Genomic DNA, 20217 nt, shown 5'->3' with positions numbered 1-20217 from the left:
ATCCCTCGCATAGTAATTGAGTATAAGTAAAAACGGTGGAGAGTGTTTGTCATTCTCCACCGTTTTATTATTTACGCTATTCCGTTTTGTCATCGGTTTTCTCTGCCATATCCTCCTGAATTATCGGCATTTCTACTATCGCCTTGAACATATCTCCGTCTATTTCGATATTGAAGATACCACCGCAGGCTTCCGTAAAGCTCTTTGATATGGATAATCCCAAACCGCTTCCGCCGTCTGTTCGTGACTTATCCCCTCGCACAAATCTTTCAAGTATCTCTTCCTCTGTGAAGTTTATCGGCGTTGCCGAAATGTTCTTCTCGGCAAATACTATTCTGTCCGCTTTTTTGTACACATCAAGGAATATCCTTGTGCCGTCCATAGAGTAATTCAAAGCGTTGTCAACAATGTTTTGGAATACTCTGTAAAGCTTGTCGCCGTCGCCCATTACCATTGCGCTGTCGGCATTTATGTTTATCTTTACTATCTTGCCACTGTCAGCTATCTTGTCCTCTGCGTCTGCGATGCACTGATTTAACAGCATCACAAAATCAAGCTTTGTTAGGTTCACATCAACGCCGCTTGTGGCTTTTGCTATGCTGAAAACGTCAGACACAATGCCTTTGAGCTTCTGCGCCTTTTTATCAAGTATCTTCACATAGCTCGAAGCTTCATCGTCAAGATCCATTTTCTTAAGCAGGTCGATATAGCTGATAATGGAAGTCAGCGGTGTTTTCAGGTCATGGGAAACGTTTGTCACAAGCTCTATTTTCAAACGCTCAGACTGTATCTGCTGCTCCACAGACTCTCTCACCTTATCCTGAACTGAGTTGAGTTTTTCAGATTCAGCATACACCGGCGAAGTTTTTCTTATCTTGCCCTCATAAGGCTTTTCTTCTCCAAGGCTGTCTATCTGTTTGCTGAGCTTTGAAAGCTGTGAGAAGTCACGGATATCTAACACCATCAGTATCAAAGCCACAACAAGTAAGAACGGCTCAACATCTGCACTGGAATAATAAGCGGATTCCAAAAACAGTATAACGCCTATGGCTATCGTTCTTATGGATAGTTTCACTCCAAGCGGAAGTCCATGAAAATAGTGATACAGTGATGTTTCCTTGTACTTACGCCATAGGAACTTACATAATCTGCAAATAAGGCTTTCTTTGAATATGCTTCTTGTCTTTATCTTGCCAACAAACTCCATAAGCGAGCCGAAGCCTGCAAAATATGCCAATGCAAACAACGCTACAGCAAGTATATTTCTGAAAACGGAATTAGCCAAAGCATTGTCAAAAATATTTTTTGTGATGCTCACATAATAATTCCAGCAGGCGCCAAATACAAAAGCAAATGTAATAGCCAATACCATTAGGATAAGGTAAACTTCCGTAGGCACTTTTTTTAGAAAATTGCCTTGCTTCCAGCGTTCAACGCTCTCAGGCTCTGCATTATATGCACAGATCAGGAGCAGATAGCACACAAGCATAAATTCAATAACGCCAAAAACGATCACAAAAAGCTTTGCACGATACATATCATTCAAAGCCTCGGTGTATTCCTTTTCCATTGCCGTAAGCTTTTCAGCTTTCGGTGCAAAGAATACCGTTATACCTGAATCGTCATTGTCTGTCGCTTTGTAATCAGGCAGGTCATAGAGGTTTTCACATTTTGCCCATGTGTTTCCGTAATCGTCACCAATTTCTTCATCTTCAAGCCTGTCGGAATATTTCAGACCGTTTTTCAAATCAAGACCTTTAATAACATTATATCTTGAGTCTACATTATAGAAAGCTATTGGATCATAATTGCCGTAATTGTAAAAATATCTGCCGTAGTTATCATAATAACTTCCTCCTACGGGCACAAGATTGTCGGCATAAAACTCTTCTGTCACGTTATCCTGATACTCCGCTGTATTGTAATAGTAGTCAACTATCTGTCCTGATGAAGTTCTGTCGCTCATGACCTCGTTATCACGGCGGAGTATATAGTTTTTGTGCGACGATTTAAAAGCTTTTATCTTATCCGTTTCGCTGTCATAATTTTCTATATCTTTTATATTTGACAGATATCTTGTTTCGCCATTTTGAGTAATCCCCACATAGTAATCAAACTGACTGTCTACAAGCCGTATACCGTCTTCTGTCTTTTTGTATTTATAGCGGTTGTAATCAAGATAATTCAGATAGTCATTGAGCAAGTGTCTAGACTGGGTGTAATTCCGATCCTCATCAACATATCTGAGATAAGCCGAAGCTGTAACGCACAGTTCCTCATACATTTCATTGGAAGCCAGCTTATAGCTTTCTGATTTAAGATAAGACTTACTGCTGCTGTCAGCATGGCTGTTAGCATAAAGCACCAAAGACAAGCAAAAGCCGCCTGCAATAACGCAGGCAAGCACAAATGCTATAATTCTCATCTTTTTAGCTGAGAATATCTTAAACCATTCTGCCTGCTCAAATTTTCTCGATTTTGTAGCCAATTCCCCACACCACCTTCAAGTATTTCGGCTCTCTAGGGTTTATTTCTATTTTCTCTCTGATGTGACGAATATGTACCATTACCGTATTTTCAACGGCATAAGCGTCCTCGTTCCACACTTTAGAATAAATCTCCTCGGCAGAAAATATCCTGCCTGCGTTTTTCATAAGAAGCTCAAGAATTTTAAGCTCCGTGGCGGTGAGCTTGACAGGTTCTCCGTCAACCTTTAAGCTTTTTGCCTTAGTGTCAAGCTCCAGACCGCCTATTTCTATAATATCCGTTTTGTTTGCCGTGTCGATAGCGCCAAGTTGCATATATCTTCTCAGGTTGCTTCTTACCCTTGCCACAAGCTCCATAGGGTTATAAGGCTTTGTTATGTAATCGTCAGCGCCCATTGAAAGCCCAAGCACCTTATCTGTATCCTCAGATTTAGCGGAAAGCACAAGTATAGGGATATTCTCTGTTGCCCTTATTTTCATCATTGTAGAAAGTCCGTCCAGCTTAGGCATCATGACGTCAATGAGTATAAGCTGTATGCTGTTCTCAGTGAGCTTCTCCAAAGCCTCAAGACCGTCATAGGCTTTTATTACCTTATAGCCCTCCATTTCAAGCAGCTTTGCGATAGCTCCCACTATATCTTTATCATCATCTACAACAAGGATTACAGGCTCCTTTATCTCCATATCGGCACGATCCTTTCTTTTACGATTATTATTATAAGTCATGTTCTTTAAAAAAGCTCAACATAATTCTTAATTAAATCTTAATGTACTCTCTGATTATATCACATTTTCTCTGATATTACAACAAAAAAGACGGGCGAAATTAATTCCGTCCGTCTTTATATGGCAAGTTATATTACTTATTCTTTTCCAGATATGCGTGATACTGCTCGTTGAGAGTTTTAAGCTCTGAATCAACAGTGCCCTTATACTGCTCTTTGAGCTGTGTCCAAGTATACTGTGAGCCATTCTCGTCTGTCTTCATAACTGAAGTATACAGATAAGGGATAACAGCTTCCTTAGTATCGTTTGTTGCAGCGTCATTATCTGACAGAGTTGTAGAGATACCATAACCAGGGTCAAATATCTTAGTGAACTTGTCTGTAACAAGGTCAACATAAGCTACGTTATACATATCTTCTGTCCAGTTAGGATTGTTTACAAAGAACTTCTCCTTCTCGATATCCTTATATGTATCCTGAGTATAAACTATCTTTGCACACTCCATCCAGCACTTCATAGCGTCATTCTTTGTTGAGCCCTTTACCCACATATACGCATTCATGTCGATAGTTGTATAAAGCGTATCAGAGTTAGGATCCTTTGGCATTGGAACTACGCCCCAATTGTCGCCGTCCTTAGGTGAATGTGTGCCTGTAGAAGCCCATGGACCCATTGCATAGAAGAGGATATTCTTCTTGAATGCGTCGCCTGCCTGTCCTACCCAATCAGAATAGTACATACCATTCTTTGCGATATCATAAAGCATATCAGATGCTCTTACAAAGTCAGCGTCATTCAGGTTAGAAACATACTCGTCCTTATCAGCGTCATATGTAATAAGAGTCTTACCTGTTGACTGGAAGATAAATGGAGCAAACCAACCGTTTACGCCGTATCTCTCCTCGTCAGCTGCCGCACCCTCAACATATTCTGACATCATGTCATACCATGCGTTCCAATCCCACTCGCCGTTCTGATAAAGCTCATATGGATCATCAAGACCAGCAGCGTCTATCATAGACTTATCATATGTGATAACAGAACCTGGCAGGAAGTTGATAGGTGCAACAAAGTGCTTGCCGTTGAGAGTGAACTGCTCTGCAACGTCCTTGACATCGCTCCACATAGCGCTGTCGAAATCAACGATATCATCAATAGGCTGGAACATTTCCTTGATACAGTTTGCAGGGAATGTCATAGACTGCTCATACCAGAACATATCCGGTGGATCGTTAGACATAAGTCTCGCTGCGAGCTTATCATACTTGTTCATTGATGATGTCTGAGAATACTTGATCTTACCGCCCTTTTCCTCAAAAAGAGTAAGGTCGGTTCTCTTTTCCGGCTCTTTCTTAGTTGGGTTTATGTCAAAATAAGAAAGCCACTCCAACTCCTTTTCCGAACCATCAGGGATAGTAGCAATATCGTCGGTGCTTGCTACCTTTACCTTATCAACATAAGAGCTGCTTGAATCGCCGCCTGATGAGCTGCCGCATGAAGCTACGCTCACTGCTGACAAGAGAGCCATTGCACCGGCAATAACACGCTTGAAATTTTTCATTATATATAACCTCCGTTACAGATCGTTTTCATTAGAAAACGCTTCCTTGATTCTTACAAATGATATTATATCACCGAATGTAATCGTTGTCAACAAAGTTACAATCACTGTTACATTCTTTTAAATACTTTTGGTGATTTCAACAAATAATCATTCGTTTTTTTGGTGATTAAGCCTACAGCATAAAAAAAGCGGAAACAACATTCAGCCGTTTCCGCTTCATATAAAATACGATATCTACGCTCTTACCAGCTTATTGATTCGTTTTGCTCTGGAATACTTCGCCACATAACGCCTTGTATCCTTACTGATAACACCGCTGAGAGCAAGCAACGCTATAAGGTTTGGCAGTGCCATAAGTCCATTGAAGATATCAGCGATCGTCCAAACGGCAGAAACCGTCATATATGGTCCGATAAATACAGCGAGGATATAGAGATATCTGTAGACCATGACCACCTTCATGTTGCTGTTAAACAGATATTCCATACACCTTTCACCGTAATAGTTCCAGCCAAGGATAGTTGTGAAAGCAAAGAACACAAGGCAGACCATAAGAATAAATGCAGGTATCATTGACGGCAGGAACGAGAAGCCGGTCTGGAAAGCGTGATTTGTGACCTCAACGCCCTCAAAAGGCTTGCCTGTTACTGGGTTGATAGCCTCATAGCTTCCCATCATTACGATAGCAAGACCTGTCATAGTACATACAACGATAGTGTCGATAAATGTACCACACATAGAAACAAGACCTTGTCTTACCGGCTCTTTTGTCTGAGCGGCTGCGGCTGCGATAGGTGCCGAACCAAGACCTGACTCATTTGAGAAAATTCCTCTGGCAACACCCTTTTGTATAGCAATGAACATTGTAGGAAGAGATCCGCCTGCGATAGCCTTGAAGCTGAATGCCTGTTCAAAAATAAGGGCAACAGCGTGAGGGAGCCTCTGAATGTTTATAACAATAAGTGAAAGACAAGCAACTATATAAACGACCGCCATAAAAGGCACAACTACCTGAGAAACACTTGAGATCCTCTTTATGCCTCCGATAATAACAAGTGCGGCAAAAATAGTTATCAAAAGTCCAGAGATTATAACAGCCCATGTATAGTCAGCGCCAAAAATATTCACTGTATGTTCCTTTTTAGGATCAAAGAAAGCCTGAACTGCCGATGAGATACCATTCACCTGAGAGAAAGTACCGATACCAAAAAGACCAACGCAAGCGCCAAAGAACGCAAATACCTTTGCAAGCCACTTCCACTTCTTACCCATGCCATATTCTATGTAATAGAATGGTCCGCCGCAAACGTGTCCGTCAGCGTCCATACGTCGGTATTTGATAGCAAGAAAGCCCTCGGAAAATTTTGTTGCCATACCAAGGAGAGCAGCTATCCACATCCAGAGGAGCGCTCCAGGTCCGCCTGAAAGCACACCAATGGCTGTTGCAACACCGACGATATTTCCTGTACCTATGGTTGCGGAAAGTGCGGTGCAAAGTGCTGCAAAGCTCGATATCTCGCCTTTGCCACCATTTTCGTTCTGAAACATAAATTTCAGTGCCTTTGGCAGGTGGAATATCTGAAGAAGCCTTAGCCTAAAGGTGAGGAATATTCCCACAGCCATAATGAGTACGATAAGCGGTATGCCCCAGACATAGCCATCTATCGTTTCAAGTATTTTTGTAAATTTCTCCATGCCCTAAAAAATCCTTTCTTACAGAAAATAGGCAGTTTTTACGGAAAAACTGCCTTATTTCTCCCCTATCTATTTTTACGAAAGTAATTAGTCGCCCGTGGACTCTCTTAGAATTATCCTATGGTCAACAGTATAATAATGATTATCCTTAGTAGTCTTATTCATGTTCTCAATAAGCTTTGCCACAACAAGCTCGCCCATTTTTGAGCAAGGCTGTTCAACCGTTGAAAGTGTAGGGATTATCCACTCACACATGGATATATTGTCAAATCCCATTATGGCGACATCTTTGCCCACATCAATGTCCATATCTATTGCCTTGTGCATTGCAGAGATAGCAAGCAAGTCTGACACAGCGAAAATCGCCGTAGGCTTCTCAGCAAGTGCATTGAAATATTCAAACGCTCTGCCTCCGCAGTCATAGTCATAGGACTCTTTATAGATATATTCATTCTTTATCTCTATGCCATATTCTTTTAATGCTCTTATATAGCCGTTCTCTCTTGCAGTGGAGGAGATAGCCGCAGAGTTCGTTCCGATAAAGCCTATCCTTTTATGACCCTTTTTGATAAGAGCAGCGACAGCGTCAAACGCAGCCTGTTCATCGTCAACAGCGACAGTAAGCACATTTGCGCCCTCCACGCCCTCACAGCACAGAGCAACGTTATAATTCTCTGCGAGCTTATTAAGCGAAGCTGCGTCATACTGAGTGCCAAGAAGGATAACACCGTCAACAGTTCTGTTAAAAAGCATATTCATCTGCCTTGTTTCAGCGGTCGAGGTTGAATAGGAAACTGCAGTTATGATATCGTAACCAACTTGTCCTGCATATTCCTGCATACCCATGACTATCTTTGAATAAAGGGAATGTTCAGAGGTCGGCATAATTACAAGAATAACATTCGTTTCGCACTTTCTAAGATTTCTTCCCAGAAAATTCGGAGAATAGTTGAGCCTTGCAATAGTTTCATTGACTTTTTTTGTTGACTCATCTGATACGTTACAGCTTCCGTTGAGAACCCTTGACACTGTCGCCACTGAAACACCGGCTTCCTTGGCAACATCTTTTATTGTAATGCTCATAGATCTTATCCTTTCTGCGACAGCATACCGCTGAAATAGTCATACCATTATCAATTATAACATATTTTGAACAATTCTCCAATATACATTCCTAACAAAATTGTAAACGTTTTTTAGGCTAATTTAATTAAGAAACAGACTAAATGCTTGAAAAAGGAACAGTGATATGCTATAATATCATAAACGAATGATTTTTGAAAGGAAAATACGCAATGCTCCATGGTTATTTTGATATACCCACATTTCACTATTTTGAAGAAAAAAACACCTGGTCTGGCAGCAATTACACCAATTTCAGCTACCGCATAGACCCTATTCTCGGCGATGAAAAAGAGCTTTATGTCAGAGTATGGTACGGCACAAAGTGCGTCACGGAGGTAACAGACTTCGTGGCAGAATATCACGAAGAATACTCTGAAAAGGGTCTTGAAAACGTTCTGGCAGACCTGACGAAAGAATTTGAGAAATTCAAACTCATCAGAAAAGAGCTTTAACAACAAAAAGGCGAACACGGTTTCTCTGCATTAGCAGGAACGAACTGTGTTCGCTTTTATTTTTTTGTTATCAATACCACTCGTTTTCCTGAGTATTATAAACGTCAGCAGAAGAATCCGTCTCCATCGGCGTTGTCATAGCGTCAGCCGCAGATGAAGAATCCTTATTGTTCACAGGCTTCTCAGGTGAGATAAGCTGCTCAGACATAAGTCTTTTGCCACTTTCATCAACAAGACCAACATCAACAGCTGTCTGAACTATACCATCAGCAATAGCTTGTCCATACTCGGTAAGGTGTTCGTCAAAAAGCTTATTGTCGATATCCTCGGTTATAAATCCAAGCTCCACAAGACAGCTTGGCATAACAGTGTCGGCATTTATGTAGTAGTTTACACCGGAATTGCCAACGTAGCCATACTGTACTCCTCTATTTTCAGATATACCTACCTTTTCAAGATCATCAAGTATATTCTGTGCAAGCTTTGTGTCATATTCAGGCTCAGAATTGTTCACCCAAACCTCAACTCCCGAAATATCACCGTCATAGCTGTTCCGGTGAAGTGAAACATACATATCAGCCTTGGCGTTATTTGCCTTTGCACATCTTTCGTCAAGCTCAAGGAAAGAGTCATCATCTCTTATCATCACCACATTGACGCCGTATTTTTCAAGATATTTCTGCACCTCAAGTGCGACCTTTAAGTTATCGTCTTTTTCATATCTTTTTCCTGAGGCGTCAGTTGTGCCGCCGTCATAATCACCGTGACCTGCGTCAACACACACTGTAAAGTCCATATTTGAATACTTCGCAGGCTCGTCTTTTTTATCCTCAGCAGAAGAAGCGTCCTCCTTCACAACGACAGAAGATGTATTATTCAATACCTTGTTTGTTTTTTGCGTATCGTCTCCTTTGATCTTTGATACTACCAAGGCTGTCAGCTTTACCAGACCAGTCACAATGCCGATAAGTATTATCAATGCAATAATAATTCTGTTCCAGTATATTTTTTTCTTTTTCACCCTTCTGACAGGCTTTCGTCCGTAGATCTGTTCAAACTCCTCATCTGAAAGTGTATTCATTAGATCAAAGCTCCTGTAAAAAATTTATCCATTTTAATTATACCACACGCTCAACATTATTTCAAGACTGTTTGTTACCATATTGTAAGAATTTCGTTACTTTTAACGATTTTGCATATCACAAGTCTATTAATATACGCTATCTGCACAATAAAAAAGGGCAAGCAAAGACTGACACACAGCCTTTGTTTACCCCATTAAGCTCTTATTTTATTCCACCAATGTTCTCTCGTCACAATATTCGCAAACAAGCGTTGTGCCGTCGCCTTTGAACCAATGTGGCAGATACTTTTCATGGTGAGTGATACAGTTAGGATTTGAACAATCAATGTGCTTATGCACTCTGCCCTTCATAAGCGGCTGCGAAGCACCATCGCCGTTTATAACTGTAAGTATGAGTGCCATTCTGATATACATACCGTATTTTGCCTGCTTGAAATACATTGCTCTCGGGTCGTCGTCCACCTCGATAGCTATCTCATCGACTCTTGGCAGAGGGTGAAGCACGATAAGGTCAGGCTTTCCCATTGAAAGCTTTCTTGTATCGAGTATGTAATTTCCGCTCTGAGACTGATACTCCTCCTCAGAAGCAAAACGCTCTTTCTGTATTCTTGTCATATATAGCACGTCAAGCTCACCGATAACCTCTTCAAGGTCGGTAACTTCTTTGTACTCCATGCCTGCCGCTTCAAGGATATCCTTTACATACACAGGCAAAGCAAGCTCAGAAGTTGAAACTAATATGAACTTATTGTTTGGAAAACATACCATTGCTTTAATAAGGGAATGGACTGTTCTGCCGTTTTTAAGGTCACCGCAGAAGCCTATGGTCAGGTTATCCAGTCTGCCCTTTTCTTCTCTAAGTGTAAGCAGGTCTGTAAGTGTCTGTGTTGGGTGGAGGTGTCCACCGTCGCCTGCGTTGATAACAGGGCAATCAGCAGTGAGTGCCGCAGCCTTTACCGATCCAGCGGTAGGGTGACGCATTACCATGATATCAGCATAGCCGGAAACTATCTTTGTGGTATCCTTGATATTCTCACCCTTTGCAACGGAAGAAGTGGCAGGATTATCAAAGCCTATTATCGTTCCCCCAAGACGGAGCATAGCGGTCTGGAAAGACATCTGCGTTCTTGTTGACGGCTCATAGAAAAGAGTACCCATTATCTTGCCCTTGCAAGCCTCGCTGTAGGCGGCAGGATTTTGAACTATCTTATGACCGAGATCAAGAAGTTTCAGCCACCAAGATACTGGATAGTCATTAAGATCAATAAGATCAAGTCTGTTTTTTTGCTTACTCACATCAAACACCCTCTCAAATATTCAGACATACATTATGCCGCACAATCCTTGTACGGCATTTTCTTTATTATATCACATCTGTTCCATTTTTTCAAGTACATAGCCCATATTATTTAAGCAGGTCAAAATTTGTTTCATCTGCAAACTGGTCGCAGTCATACATAAATAATATCTGGTCATATGCACTCGTATCAGCCACGTCAGAAAGGGTCTTGCCCTCCTCTTTGAGCTTGTCAGGGTCTACCAAGGTTATCTCGCTGTAGTGTGGGGTAAGAAACGGCACAAGGGTATTGGCATAGCTTCCTTTGATGATAAGAAGCTTTGGTGCGTCCTCTGCAGTTGTCTTGACCGTTGCCTTAGTAAAGTTGTCACCTTGCAGGAAGATAGCCGTTTTATCTGCTGTTTTCAGAGCAGATCTAAAATAAACAGATTTTGAGGTAAGCACCTGATCTCCTCTGTAAAGCTCCACAGAATCCACAGTGGTCTTATACTTTGAGCGGAAGATGTTCACTCTGTCTGCGCCTATGCTGTTATAGCAAAGTTCACTGTAAAGTCCCCCATAATAAGAATTTGAGGTATATTCTTGATCGTAATTGGAAAGAACGACCGGCTCAAAACCCAGCTCTTTTATGCCGTCTGCATAGGCAAAATACGCCCCGAAGGAAGTCCACTTTCTATCCGTACGATAGTAAACGTAATTATTTCTTGCAGAATACATAGGAAAAAACGTATCTATAGTGTCTATCCTGCTGTCCAGGTCATAATAGATATTATCTATCATTTCACGCTGGTCTGTGTTTGAAGTATAAGCAGGCAGCTTAGCAGAATAGATACCTGCGGCAGTCGGAGCTAACATAACATATACAGGTGTATCTGTGTTTTCTGAAAATTCATTTATCTGCGAGATATTTTTATCAAGCCTGTCCTTATCAAAATCTGTGATCTCTACAAGACGATTTTTAAGGATATAGATATTATCAAAATTTTTCTTACCAGTCATCACAAACATGGTCGTTCTGAGCGACTTCCAATTTGAGCTTAGAGGAAAATTACTGCTAACATAGGTCTGAACGTTATGTCTTATATCTGAACTGTCTGCCTTTTCACTTTCAGATCCATGTCTGCCCATCACGAGAGTATATGCCGCAAACATTATGACTATTACAAAAAATGCGCTTACTGCGATATAATCAGCAGCCTTTTTCATTAATGTTCACTCCTCCCATTTTATCTCACAAATAAATTCATAGACGAATTACCTCCGCCCACAAGAAACGCTGTACTGATAAGCAGAAATCCTATAGTGAGCATTGGCTCGATTATGTAAACTATATTAGTATTGAGCTGCATTATCCTGCGTTTGAGATATCTGCCGATACCTGTTGCAAAAAAGCCGCAGATTAGATACATCACAACTCTTGTTTTTATCACATACGATGCAAGAACATCTCCTGCAAAGCTTCCCCCGCCGAGCATTGCGGCAACATATCCGCAGGCTGAAGGAAGGCTGTCTATCGCAAGAAACGGCAGACCTATAAGAAACAGAACATTCATCACCGCACATCTTACCCATGTCGGCACAGCCGCAAGAATATTTTTCAAGAGATATTCTATTCCAAGCATAACACAAATAAACGCTGCCCACAGCATTGTGTGTCTGCCGTAGCCATACCAAACCGAGCCTGCAAGCACAGACAGTATCAATGCCCAAAGGCAAACGCTGTCTTTACTTCTACATATAGGTCTGTAGAAATAATCTCTCACCCAACTATAAAAGGTGCAGGCAAATCGTTTTATAAGCTCATTGAAGCCTGCTGACATAAACGGCAGATCAAAGTTATCAGGAAGTTCAAAGCCGAGCATTGAACCAATACCCTGTGCAATATGCGAATAAGCTCTAAGCTCATAGTAGAACGCAAAGGAGAAAGCTATTATCCCAAGCCATGCACAAGCTGCGGAGAGCGAGTCTGCACTTACTCCCCTTATGTGCTGCCACATCTCGTACATAGGATCCGACAGAAAAAGCTTCTCCGCAAAGCCTATAAGCATAAGCTTTATGCCCTCTGCAAGCTTTCCAGAGGTTATGACAGGTTTTCTAAGCTGTTCGCTTATATCCGAAAATCTGAGTATCGGTCCACAGTAAAAGCATGGGAAAAAGCATATATATTGAGATACCAAAAGAAAATTCTTCTCAAGCTCTATTTCTTCCCTATAAATATCCATGCAGTAGGAAATGCCATGGAGAGTGAAAACGCCCGCTCCCCACACAGGGAAAAGCTTTAGCATTGCGCCTTTGCCTGTGAATATAGACGTCACGTCATAGCTGCTGTGACCGCTTCTTATGAATACAAGAAGCACTGCCATATTTACTGCCACCGATAATATGAGCCATAGCCTTTTAAGTCCTTTTTTGTCTGCAAAGCGGTGGATAAGCCTGCCGCAAAAGTATGATACAACATCACACACCGCCATTGGTATTATCCCCCAGGTGGACGCCCACAGACACAGCGCAACTGTTCCAAGCAGGAACACGGCTTTTCTGAAACGCACCCCTGACACAGCGTATACTCCCATAAAAACAGGAAGAAAGAAATATAAAAATTCAAGACTAACCAACGCTATTCTCCTTGTCTTTATTGTTTTCTGAGGTCAATTCCTCTATGAGTGCTTGCAAGCTTTCTTTATCGAGCATTGTGTTCACCACTTCAAGCAGTGCGTTTGCAGTGAGCTTTTGGGGCAGCGACAGCTTTTCGCACACAAGCTGTCTGAGCCTGCTGCTGTTAGTTCTGCCGCTTAGACCTAGCTGATAAAAGTCAAGCTTGGTCATTAGTTCTCTGTCTGCGACCTTTTCACCTATAATGCCTGCTTTTTCAAAGGCTTCCCTGATAATATCCGCAGGAACGCCCTCGACCCCTAACAAGCCCTCTTTTGACGGCTCTGTTTTGCGCTTTTCTTTGCCGAATATCTCAGGAACATACACGTTCACGATATCGCCTTTGGGGACGATACCCTTTATATGCCCTCTTATGCGAAAGCCTGCTGTGTCAGAGTCAGTAAGAATTGCTATTCCGCCATGCTGAGCATAGTATCTTATAAGCGCTGCCTTGTCAGGGTCTTTATAGATACGAAAGCCGTTAGTGACGATTATAACGCCGTCAACTATGGACGAAAGCTTTATCTTATCATATTTTCCCTCAACGATTATTGCCCTTGATATTTTAAGTTTTTCCATTTACTAACACCTTAACGCCATTGACCTTGCAAGCCCCTGCTCGAGGGTGAGCATATCTCCGTCTTTTCCCCGTGACCTTGTTTTGAGCATAAGGTCGGTTTCAGAAAGTATCTCAAGCGTTTTTCTTATACGCTCCGCCGAGATATTTCCGCACTCGGAATAGGCGTTTTTTACTGCAAACTCTCTGTTCTTCGCATAGGAAAAATCTTTAGCCACGTCTGCAACGCTCCTGCCAGAGGAACGTGCAAGCTTCGCCCTATAGATATCCGCAAGGGAAAAGCCGATTATTCCTATTATAGCATATGGTTCATAATTCTGCACATCGAGTTCACGCAAACGTGTGAAGACCATTGCCGCATTGCCTCTGAGGATATTTATTGCAAGAGAATATCCGTCCGACTCGATACGCCTGATACAAAGCAAGTCGATATCCTCTCTTGTTACCTCCCTGCCCTCTGCATAAGCCGAAAGCTTTTCAAGCTCCTTGCTGATAAAAGCTGTATCACAAAGGCAGAGATTTGCAAGATACTCTGCGTTGCTTTTTGTTATGGTACAGCCGCTTTTTGCAAGATAGGTGGATATAGACTTTCCAAGGTCGGAAGCCCTTTTGTATTCAAAGTTGCAGACAGTGCCGTGCTTTTCGCAGAAATCTGCAAAGCGCTTGTTTTTGTCTGTAAGATACTTTTTGTTCTTGAAAAGGTCAACTCCTGTGGCATAGATTATCACTGTGGTGGTTTCGCCAAGAGAGCCCAGGATCTTTTTCAGGTCGTCCAGATCGTCCTTAGTCACTGCGTCTATATTAAGGTCGTTTATAGTCACCACCACACGTTCAGCCATAAAAGGCAGAGCTTCGCAAGCGTCTGTAAGCATTGGAAAATCAAGATTTTTGCCGTCAAGCTTATGAAAGTTCATGACCTGAGCGTCAGCAGGGCAAAGCTTGTTCACAAGCCTTTTTGTAAAGCTTTCAAGTGCCGCTGTATCATGTCCGTAAAAATAATAAAGGCTGTCGATATCATTCTCTCTTATCGTTTTACCAAGAGCCGAAGCCGTAAGCAAAGCCATAGTCCGTCCTCCTTATCTGCGAATTTTTCATATCTATCATCAATGGGTATTCTTCATCTGTTGTGTCAAGGTTTCTGCCGTTTATGGTGACAGAACCTTTTTCTATAGTGACCACACAGCCCTCGGCTGTAATTTTATATCCGTCCTCCAGTGCTTCTACCTTAACACCGTTCCAATCAAGCTGTGCGCCTGTCATGAACGGCAGTTCGCTGTCATTATCAGGCTCGCCATTTATATAAAATCTATCAGGTCGTATAGTCATCTGCTCGTTATATTTCGTTATAGTGTAATACTGTTCGCCGCTTATAAACGCACCTTTTAGTTCATTTATACCGTAAAGCTCCAAAAAGCTTTCCATACCGCTGTTGAGCTTGCCCTTACTGCCGATATCGAAAACCATACCTTTTGTTTTATCATACAGCACAGCCTGCACTGCATTTCCTTTTGGCATTACAACTATCTTTACCGAGCCTCCAAAAGCAAGAGAAAAATTATACACCGCTGTCCAACATACAAGCATTAGAGCAGTGCAAAAAGCCCCAAGCTTTACTGACTTTCTCAGGAACATGACCGCCACAGGCACTAGGCAGGTAACGAGCATTACAATGCCAAGTGGTCTTACTCCACGAGGAAGATAGGCAAAGCTGAATTTTGAAAACAGCTCAGCAAGAAACAGAACGACTTTCAGAAGATACTTTACCACCGTCAGCACAGGATAGGCTATTATTGCCGCACCGCCTGTTACCGCAGTTATTACTGTCAGACCCAGAGCAAGGGTACAGACAGGCACCAGCAGGATATTTGATAGTGGTGCAACAAGGGATATTTCGCTGAAAAACATTAGCTGAACTGGCATTGTGCAAAAAAGTATCGTCACCGCATTTACTGCCTGCCGTTCAAGGCTGTACAAAATGCCTTTGCCCTTTACAAGTGCCGCTGCTTTCGGGCAGACCGTGCCTATCACAAATGTTGCAGTGAATGACAGCAGGAATGAGCAGTCCGCCGCCGCATAGGGCGAAAGGGTAAGCAGTATAACAGCGCAAAGGCAGAGAGTATTTGCTGGGTCTGGTCTGCGGTAAAGGAGCGGTGCGGCAGTGACCAAGGTCAGCATAACAGCCGCCCTCACAACGGATACTGAAAATCCTGCAAAGACTGCAAACGCCCACATTGCCACAGTTTGGACGGCAAATATCACACGCTTATCCTTGCTTAGTTTCTGCATGAGCCAGCCTATCATGGCACTTATTATGACCACATGAGTTCCCGACACGGAAAATATATGACCTATGCCACTACGATAGACCGTGAGCTTCGTTTGCTTTGAAAGCTCAGTTTTATCTCCGCAGAGCATTGCAGCGGCAAAACCGCCCTCATCCCCGCCTATGATATCGTTTATCAACATGAACATCTTGTCACGATAGTGCATTATACTGCGTAAAATGGTGTTTCCGCCGCCTGTGACTTCTATGCTTTCAGCGGTCGAACCTTGGAGAAAAACGCCTTTAGGCCGCTCATACTGCTCTGATTTGAAATTGATGCTGTCTTTTATCCTGCTGACCTTTACTGTCGCCACGATATTGTCATAGTAATCATAGTCAAGGTCATCTGCATAAAAGGTCAGCCTGCCTTTTACTCCCCCAACGGTACCATTGACACTTAATCGACAGGTGTCAGAGCCTATATAGCTTATGTCGGTTATCTCGCCTTTAACTGTTACGGTCTTTCCGTCTAAAGCTGTCAGTTTATCATAGAAAATGTGAGTATAAGCGGTATTGACTCCCACCGCTATCAGGAACGAAACAAAGCAGAGAGCTATATGCTTTTGGTATCTCTTAAAAAGCGCAAAGGCTGTAATGGCTACACACGCTGACGCAAGTGCAAAAACTGTGTTGTTCCTGCCCCAGCCAATGGTACAGAGAAACAGCCCTGCAAAATACGAAAAGCCGATATAACAGCTTTTTCTCACCACTTCCGCCGTCCCCCTTAAAACTAAGGGCGGATAAGAAATTTACCCGCCCGTTTGATTTCTTTAACCGGCTGGCCAAGCAAGTGGTCTGCCTGCAAGAAGATGAAAATGAATGTGGAAAACACTCTGTCCTGCCTGCTCGCCGCAGTTGGAAACAACTCTGAAGCCGTCCTTAAGGTCGAGGTCTTTGGCAAGCTTTGCGATAACTTCATAGATATGTGCGATAACTGCACTGTTCTCAGGGGTTATCTCATCAAGCTTTGAAATATGCTGCTTAGGGATAACAAGATAATGAATCGGAGCTGTAGGAGCAATGTCCTCAAAAACGTATGTCAGCTCGTCCTCGTATATTTTCTTTGAAGGTATTTCCCCGGAAATAATTTTACAAAAAAGACAATCTTCCATTTATCTCTCCACCTTTCAAAAAGGGGTAGGCTGCACAGCATTTTGCACAGCCTTTGCCCATATTATTTTACAAATTCGCCAACTATTTCGTTTACCTTGTCAAGTGCCTCGTCTATCTTAAATCTATCGCCTATACCAGCCATAGCAGAGTCAGGACGTCCGCCGCCCTTACCGCCTGTGAGTGCGGCTACCTTGCCGGCTATCTTGCCTGCGTGAGCACCCTTTGCAACAGCATTCTTGCCGCAAACTACAACAAGGTTTGCCTTTTCACCGTCAACGCCTGCAACAACTGCAACTGCGTCAGCTTCTCTTGCTTTAAGCTCGTCGCCCATTTTTCTGAGCATATCAGGTCTTGTATTTGTGAGCATTGCAGTGACCACCTTAACGCCGTTGACCTCATACGGATTATCGAACAGTGACTTTGTTTTGAGATTTGTTATCTCAGCCTGCAAAGCGTCTCTTTCCTTTTCAAGATCCTTGACTTCCTGCATGATAGTGTGGCATCTCTTTACGATGTCCAGTGGGTTTGCAAGCTTAAGGCTTTCAGCCGCCTGCTGGATAGTTGCGGCTCTTTCCTCAACAAGCTCCAGAACGCCTCTGCCTGTTACGGCTTCGATACGTCTTACGCCTGAAGCTACAGAGCTTTCGGAGATTATCTTGAACAGACCTATTCTTGAAGTATTGTCAAGATGTGTACCGCCACAGAACTCGATAGAAGCTGTTTCGTCACCGTCACCCATTGTTACTACCCTTACAGTTTCACCGTATTTCTCACCGAACAGAGCCATAGCGCCAAGCTTCTGAGCTTCTGCGATAGGCATTTCTTCCATTTTTATATCAAGAGCTTCAAGGATATACTTGTTTACAAGTGCTTCGACCTTGAGCTTCTCCTCTGCTGTCATTGCGTTGAAGTGTGAGAAGTCAAATCTAAGTCTGTGGGCGTCAACGAGCTGACCTGCCTGATGAACGTGTTCACCGAGAACTTTTCTCAGTGCAGCCTGAAGCAGATGTGCGCAACTATGGTTTCTCATAACAGCGTAACGTGTCTTTCTGTCAACAGTGAAGTGAGCCTTCTGACCTACAGCTATCTCGCCCTCTTCAACAACCGCCTTATGAGCGAACTTGCCTGCAACGACCTTCTGTGTGTCAACGACTCTGCACTTACCGCTTTCTGTAACGATAGTACCGATATCGCCCACCTGTCCGCCGCTCTCTGCATAGAATGGCGTCTGTGAAGATACGATATATACTTCATCGCCAGCCTTTGCGTTTTCGATAAGCTCATCATCAGTTGTGATGAATGATATCTCGCTGTCGCCCTCGAGCTTGTCATAGCCGATGAACTCTGTGTGGAAATTCTTGTCTATCTTATGGAAAACAGTTTCGTCTGCACCCATATACTTTGTTGCAGCATGAGCGTTCTTGGCTGTTTCTCTCTGCTTTGCATAACACTCAGCAAAGCCCTCCTCATCACAGGTCATGCCCTTTTCTTCAAGGATCTCTCTTGTAAGGTCGATAGGGAAACCGTATGTGTCGGAAAGCTTGAAGCAGCTCTCACCGTCAAGCTCCGTCTTGCCGTCTTTCTGCATCTGTGCGATAAGATCGTCAAGTATCTTCATACCTCTGTCGATAGTGGCATTAAAGTTCTGCTCCTCAGTTGTAAGCACTTTTACGATATAGTCATACTTTTCTTCAAGCTCGTTATACTCACACTTGTTGCAGTCAACAACAGTTTTTACAAGGTCTTTGAGGAAAAGTCCGTTTATGCCGAGAAGCTTTCCGTGACGAACGGCTCTTCTGAGCAAACGTCTCATAACGTATCCTCTGCCCTCGTTTGACGGCAAAATTCCGTCAGATGCCATGAATGTTACAGAACGGATATGGTCTGTGATAACTCTGATAGAAACGTCCTTTTTGTACTCCTTGCCATACTCACAGCCTGCTATCTTACAAACGTGATCTCTGATAGCCTTTACTGTATCAACGTCAAAGATAGAGTCAACGTCCTGCATGATAGAAGCAAGTCTTTCAAGACCCATACCTGTGTCGATATTTTTCTGCTTAAGTGGAGTATAAGTGCCGTCCTCATGTCTTTCAAACTGTGTGAACACAAGGTTCCAGAACTCCATGTATCTGTCGCAGTCGCAGCCGACCTTACAATCAGGCTTGCCACAGCCATATTTCTCTCCTCTGTCGAAATAGATCTCTGAACATGGACCGCAAGGGCCGTCTGTTCCTGCCTCCCAGAAGTTGTCTTCCTTGCCCATTCTTACGATATGATCCATTGGAACGCCGGCGTCCTCATGCCATATCTTCTCAGCCTCGTCATCGTCCTCATAAACAGAAATATAAAGTCTGTCCTTTGGCAGTTTGAGTACCTGTGTAACATACTCCCAAGCCCATGCAATGGCTTCTTTCTTGAAGTAATCACCGAATGAGAAGTTACCAAGCATTTCAAAATATGTGCCATGTCTTGCCGTCTTACCAACGTTTTCAATATCGCCAGTTCTGATACACTTCTGACAAGTTGTCATTCTTGTTCTAGGAGGTGTTTCCTGACCTGTGAAGTAAGGCTTCAGAGGCGCCATACCTGCAACGATAAGCAGCAGGCTGTTATCGTTCTGAGGTACTAGAGGGTAGCTCTTGTGTCTTAAGCAGCCCTTGCTCTCAAAAAATTTTAGATAAGATTCACGCAGTTCGTTAAGTCCTGTCCATTCCATAAATTCAGATCCTTCCAAATGAAATTATTCGCAAAATAAAAAAACGGCTCGTCCCTAAACATGGGACGAAACCGACAGTTCCGTGTTACCACCCAAATTGCCGAACTCAACGCCCGACCACTCGAAGCCCTTTAACGCAGAGCATACGTTGCTGTTTTCAGCACCGCTCAGGTTAGCCACCGAACTTGCCGCAAAGGCTTTCACCCACCGCCTTTTCTCTTTACCGACACTGTTTCGGATAATTCCGTCACCGCATTTTGCATATATTGATATTATAAAGCATAACACGACGATTGTCAAGCACTTTTTTATTAATAAAATATCCATTGTGTAGTGCTACAATAGATATTGGACAAAATTAAGAAAAAAGAAAAGAGAGATAGGCAAAAATCTGATAAAATAAA

Annotated in this window: 16 protein-coding genes; 1 reads left to right on the top strand and 15 read right to left on the bottom strand. The window is 42.8% G+C overall.

The genetic code is table 11. The annotated features are described in order from the left end of the window. Positions 1 to 76: 76 nt before the first annotated feature. The 5 genes from AB5Z01_RS00900 to AB5Z01_RS00880 form a co-directional block, all read right to left on the bottom strand. Positions 77 to 2488 carry a sensor histidine kinase gene (locus AB5Z01_RS00900; RefSeq protein ID WP_368365207.1) on the bottom strand — a complete coding sequence of 804 codons (2412 nt, stop codon included), beginning with the start codon at positions 2486 to 2488 and terminating at the stop codon, positions 77 to 79. Continuing rightward, positions 2463 to 3170, bottom strand: a complete 708-nt coding sequence (locus tag AB5Z01_RS00895) for a response regulator transcription factor (RefSeq protein WP_117876516.1) — start codon at positions 3168 to 3170, stop codon at positions 2463 to 2465. The genes AB5Z01_RS00900 and AB5Z01_RS00895 overlap by 26 nt, the downstream gene beginning before the upstream one ends. 175 nt (positions 3171 to 3345) lie before the next feature. Further along, entirely contained in the window at positions 3346 to 4773 is a 1428-nt protein-coding gene (locus AB5Z01_RS00890; RefSeq protein ID WP_332009068.1) for an ABC transporter substrate-binding protein, read from the bottom strand. A gap of 237 nt (positions 4774 to 5010) precedes the next feature. Then, positions 5011 to 6471 (bottom strand): alanine/glycine:cation symporter family protein, encoded by a 1461-nt coding sequence (locus AB5Z01_RS00885; protein ID WP_368365206.1) that lies wholly within the window; start codon positions 6469 to 6471, stop codon positions 5011 to 5013. A gap of 87 nt (positions 6472 to 6558) precedes the next feature. Beyond that, a complete protein-coding gene (locus AB5Z01_RS00880; protein WP_287611935.1) occupies positions 6559 to 7554 on the bottom strand; it encodes a LacI family DNA-binding transcriptional regulator in 996 nt (331 codons plus the stop codon). Positions 7555 to 7748: 194 nt separating this feature from the next. Between AB5Z01_RS00880 and AB5Z01_RS00875 the strand changes: the two genes are divergently transcribed. After that, complete coding sequence (locus tag AB5Z01_RS00875; protein WP_242988917.1) at positions 7749 to 8048, top strand: hypothetical protein; 300 nt, start codon at positions 7749 to 7751, stop codon at positions 8046 to 8048. Between the two features lie 70 nt (positions 8049 to 8118). Here AB5Z01_RS00875 and AB5Z01_RS00870 read toward each other — a convergent pair whose 3' ends face one another. The 10 genes from AB5Z01_RS00870 to AB5Z01_RS00825 form a co-directional block, all read right to left on the bottom strand. Then, the gene (locus AB5Z01_RS00870; RefSeq protein WP_368365205.1) at positions 8119 to 9129 is read right to left on the bottom strand and encodes an N-acetylmuramoyl-L-alanine amidase; all 1011 of its coding nucleotides are present in this window, start codon (positions 9127 to 9129) and stop codon (positions 8119 to 8121) included. Positions 9130 to 9339: 210 nt separating this feature from the next. Further along, complete coding sequence (gene pyrB, locus AB5Z01_RS00865) at positions 9340 to 10428, bottom strand: aspartate carbamoyltransferase (RefSeq protein WP_287215563.1); 1089 nt, start codon at positions 10426 to 10428, stop codon at positions 9340 to 9342. Positions 10429 to 10537: 109 nt separating this feature from the next. Further along, positions 10538 to 11635 carry a DHHW family protein gene (locus tag AB5Z01_RS00860; RefSeq protein ID WP_041337275.1) on the bottom strand — a complete coding sequence of 366 codons (1098 nt, stop codon included), beginning with the start codon at positions 11633 to 11635 and terminating at the stop codon, positions 10538 to 10540. Between the two features lie 20 nt (positions 11636 to 11655). Then, positions 11656 to 12987, bottom strand: coding sequence for an MBOAT family O-acyltransferase (locus tag AB5Z01_RS00855; RefSeq protein ID WP_287215564.1), 1332 nt, complete (start codon positions 12985 to 12987; stop codon positions 11656 to 11658). Positions 12988 to 13036: 49 nt separating this feature from the next. Beyond that, entirely contained in the window at positions 13037 to 13660 is a 624-nt protein-coding gene (locus AB5Z01_RS00850; protein WP_195220265.1) for a toprim domain-containing protein, read from the bottom strand. 3 nt (positions 13661 to 13663) lie between these two features. Then, on the bottom strand, positions 13664 to 14722 hold the full coding sequence (holA, locus tag AB5Z01_RS00845; RefSeq protein ID WP_041337271.1) for a DNA polymerase III subunit delta: 1059 nt from the start codon (positions 14720 to 14722) through the stop codon (positions 13664 to 13666). Continuing rightward, positions 14691 to 16691 carry a ComEC/Rec2 family competence protein gene (locus AB5Z01_RS00840; RefSeq protein ID WP_368365204.1) on the bottom strand — a complete coding sequence of 667 codons (2001 nt, stop codon included), beginning with the start codon at positions 16689 to 16691 and terminating at the stop codon, positions 14691 to 14693. Before AB5Z01_RS00840 ends, holA begins: the two co-directional genes overlap by 32 nt. Positions 16692 to 16751: 60 nt before the next feature. Next, a complete protein-coding gene (locus AB5Z01_RS00835) occupies positions 16752 to 17093 on the bottom strand; it encodes a histidine triad nucleotide-binding protein (protein ID WP_022286776.1) in 342 nt (113 codons plus the stop codon). A gap of 62 nt (positions 17094 to 17155) precedes the next feature. Continuing rightward, a complete protein-coding gene (alaS, locus tag AB5Z01_RS00830; RefSeq protein ID WP_118156808.1) occupies positions 17156 to 19813 on the bottom strand; it encodes an alanine--tRNA ligase in 2658 nt (885 codons plus the stop codon). A gap of 54 nt (positions 19814 to 19867) precedes the next feature. Further along, on the bottom strand, positions 19868 to 20140 hold the full coding sequence (locus tag AB5Z01_RS00825) for a hypothetical protein (protein ID WP_368365203.1): 273 nt from the start codon (positions 20138 to 20140) through the stop codon (positions 19868 to 19870). Positions 20141 to 20217 lie beyond the last annotated feature (77 nt).

Source organism: Ruminococcus sp. RTP21359st1_H3_RTP21359_211015 (genome assembly GCF_040909065.1).
Lineage (GTDB): Bacteria > Bacillota > Clostridia > Oscillospirales > Ruminococcaceae > Hominimerdicola > Hominimerdicola aceti.
The sequence above is the reverse complement of the archived record's forward strand: the minus strand, read 5'-3'. Positions and strand labels throughout refer to the sequence as shown.

Coding starts and splice junctions, on each gene's coding strand:
- AB5Z01_RS00850 (WP_195220265.1), bottom strand. CDS start 13,660: ATGGAAAAACTTAAAATATCAAGGGCAATAATCGTTGAGGGAAAATAT.
- AB5Z01_RS00890 (WP_332009068.1), bottom strand. CDS start 4,773: ATGAAAAATTTCAAGCGTGTTATTGCCGGTGCAATGGCTCTCTTGTCA.
- AB5Z01_RS00835 (WP_022286776.1), bottom strand. CDS start 17,093: ATGGAAGATTGTCTTTTTTGTAAAATTATTTCCGGGGAAATACCTTCA.
- holA (WP_041337271.1), bottom strand. CDS start 14,722: ATGGCTTTGCTTACGGCTTCGGCTCTTGGTAAAACGATAAGAGAGAAT.
- AB5Z01_RS00870 (WP_368365205.1), bottom strand. CDS start 9,129: ATGAATACACTTTCAGATGAGGAGTTTGAACAGATCTACGGACGAAAG.
- AB5Z01_RS00895 (WP_117876516.1), bottom strand. CDS start 3,170: ATGGAGATAAAGGAGCCTGTAATCCTTGTTGTAGATGATGATAAAGAT.
- AB5Z01_RS00885 (WP_368365206.1), bottom strand. CDS start 6,471: ATGGAGAAATTTACAAAAATACTTGAAACGATAGATGGCTATGTCTGG.
- alaS (WP_118156808.1), bottom strand. CDS start 19,813: ATGGAATGGACAGGACTTAACGAACTGCGTGAATCTTATCTAAAATTT.
- AB5Z01_RS00825 (WP_368365203.1), bottom strand. CDS start 20,140: ATGGATATTTTATTAATAAAAAAGTGCTTGACAATCGTCGTGTTATGC.
- AB5Z01_RS00880 (WP_287611935.1), bottom strand. CDS start 7,554: ATGAGCATTACAATAAAAGATGTTGCCAAGGAAGCCGGTGTTTCAGTG.
- AB5Z01_RS00860 (WP_041337275.1), bottom strand. CDS start 11,635: ATGAAAAAGGCTGCTGATTATATCGCAGTAAGCGCATTTTTTGTAATA.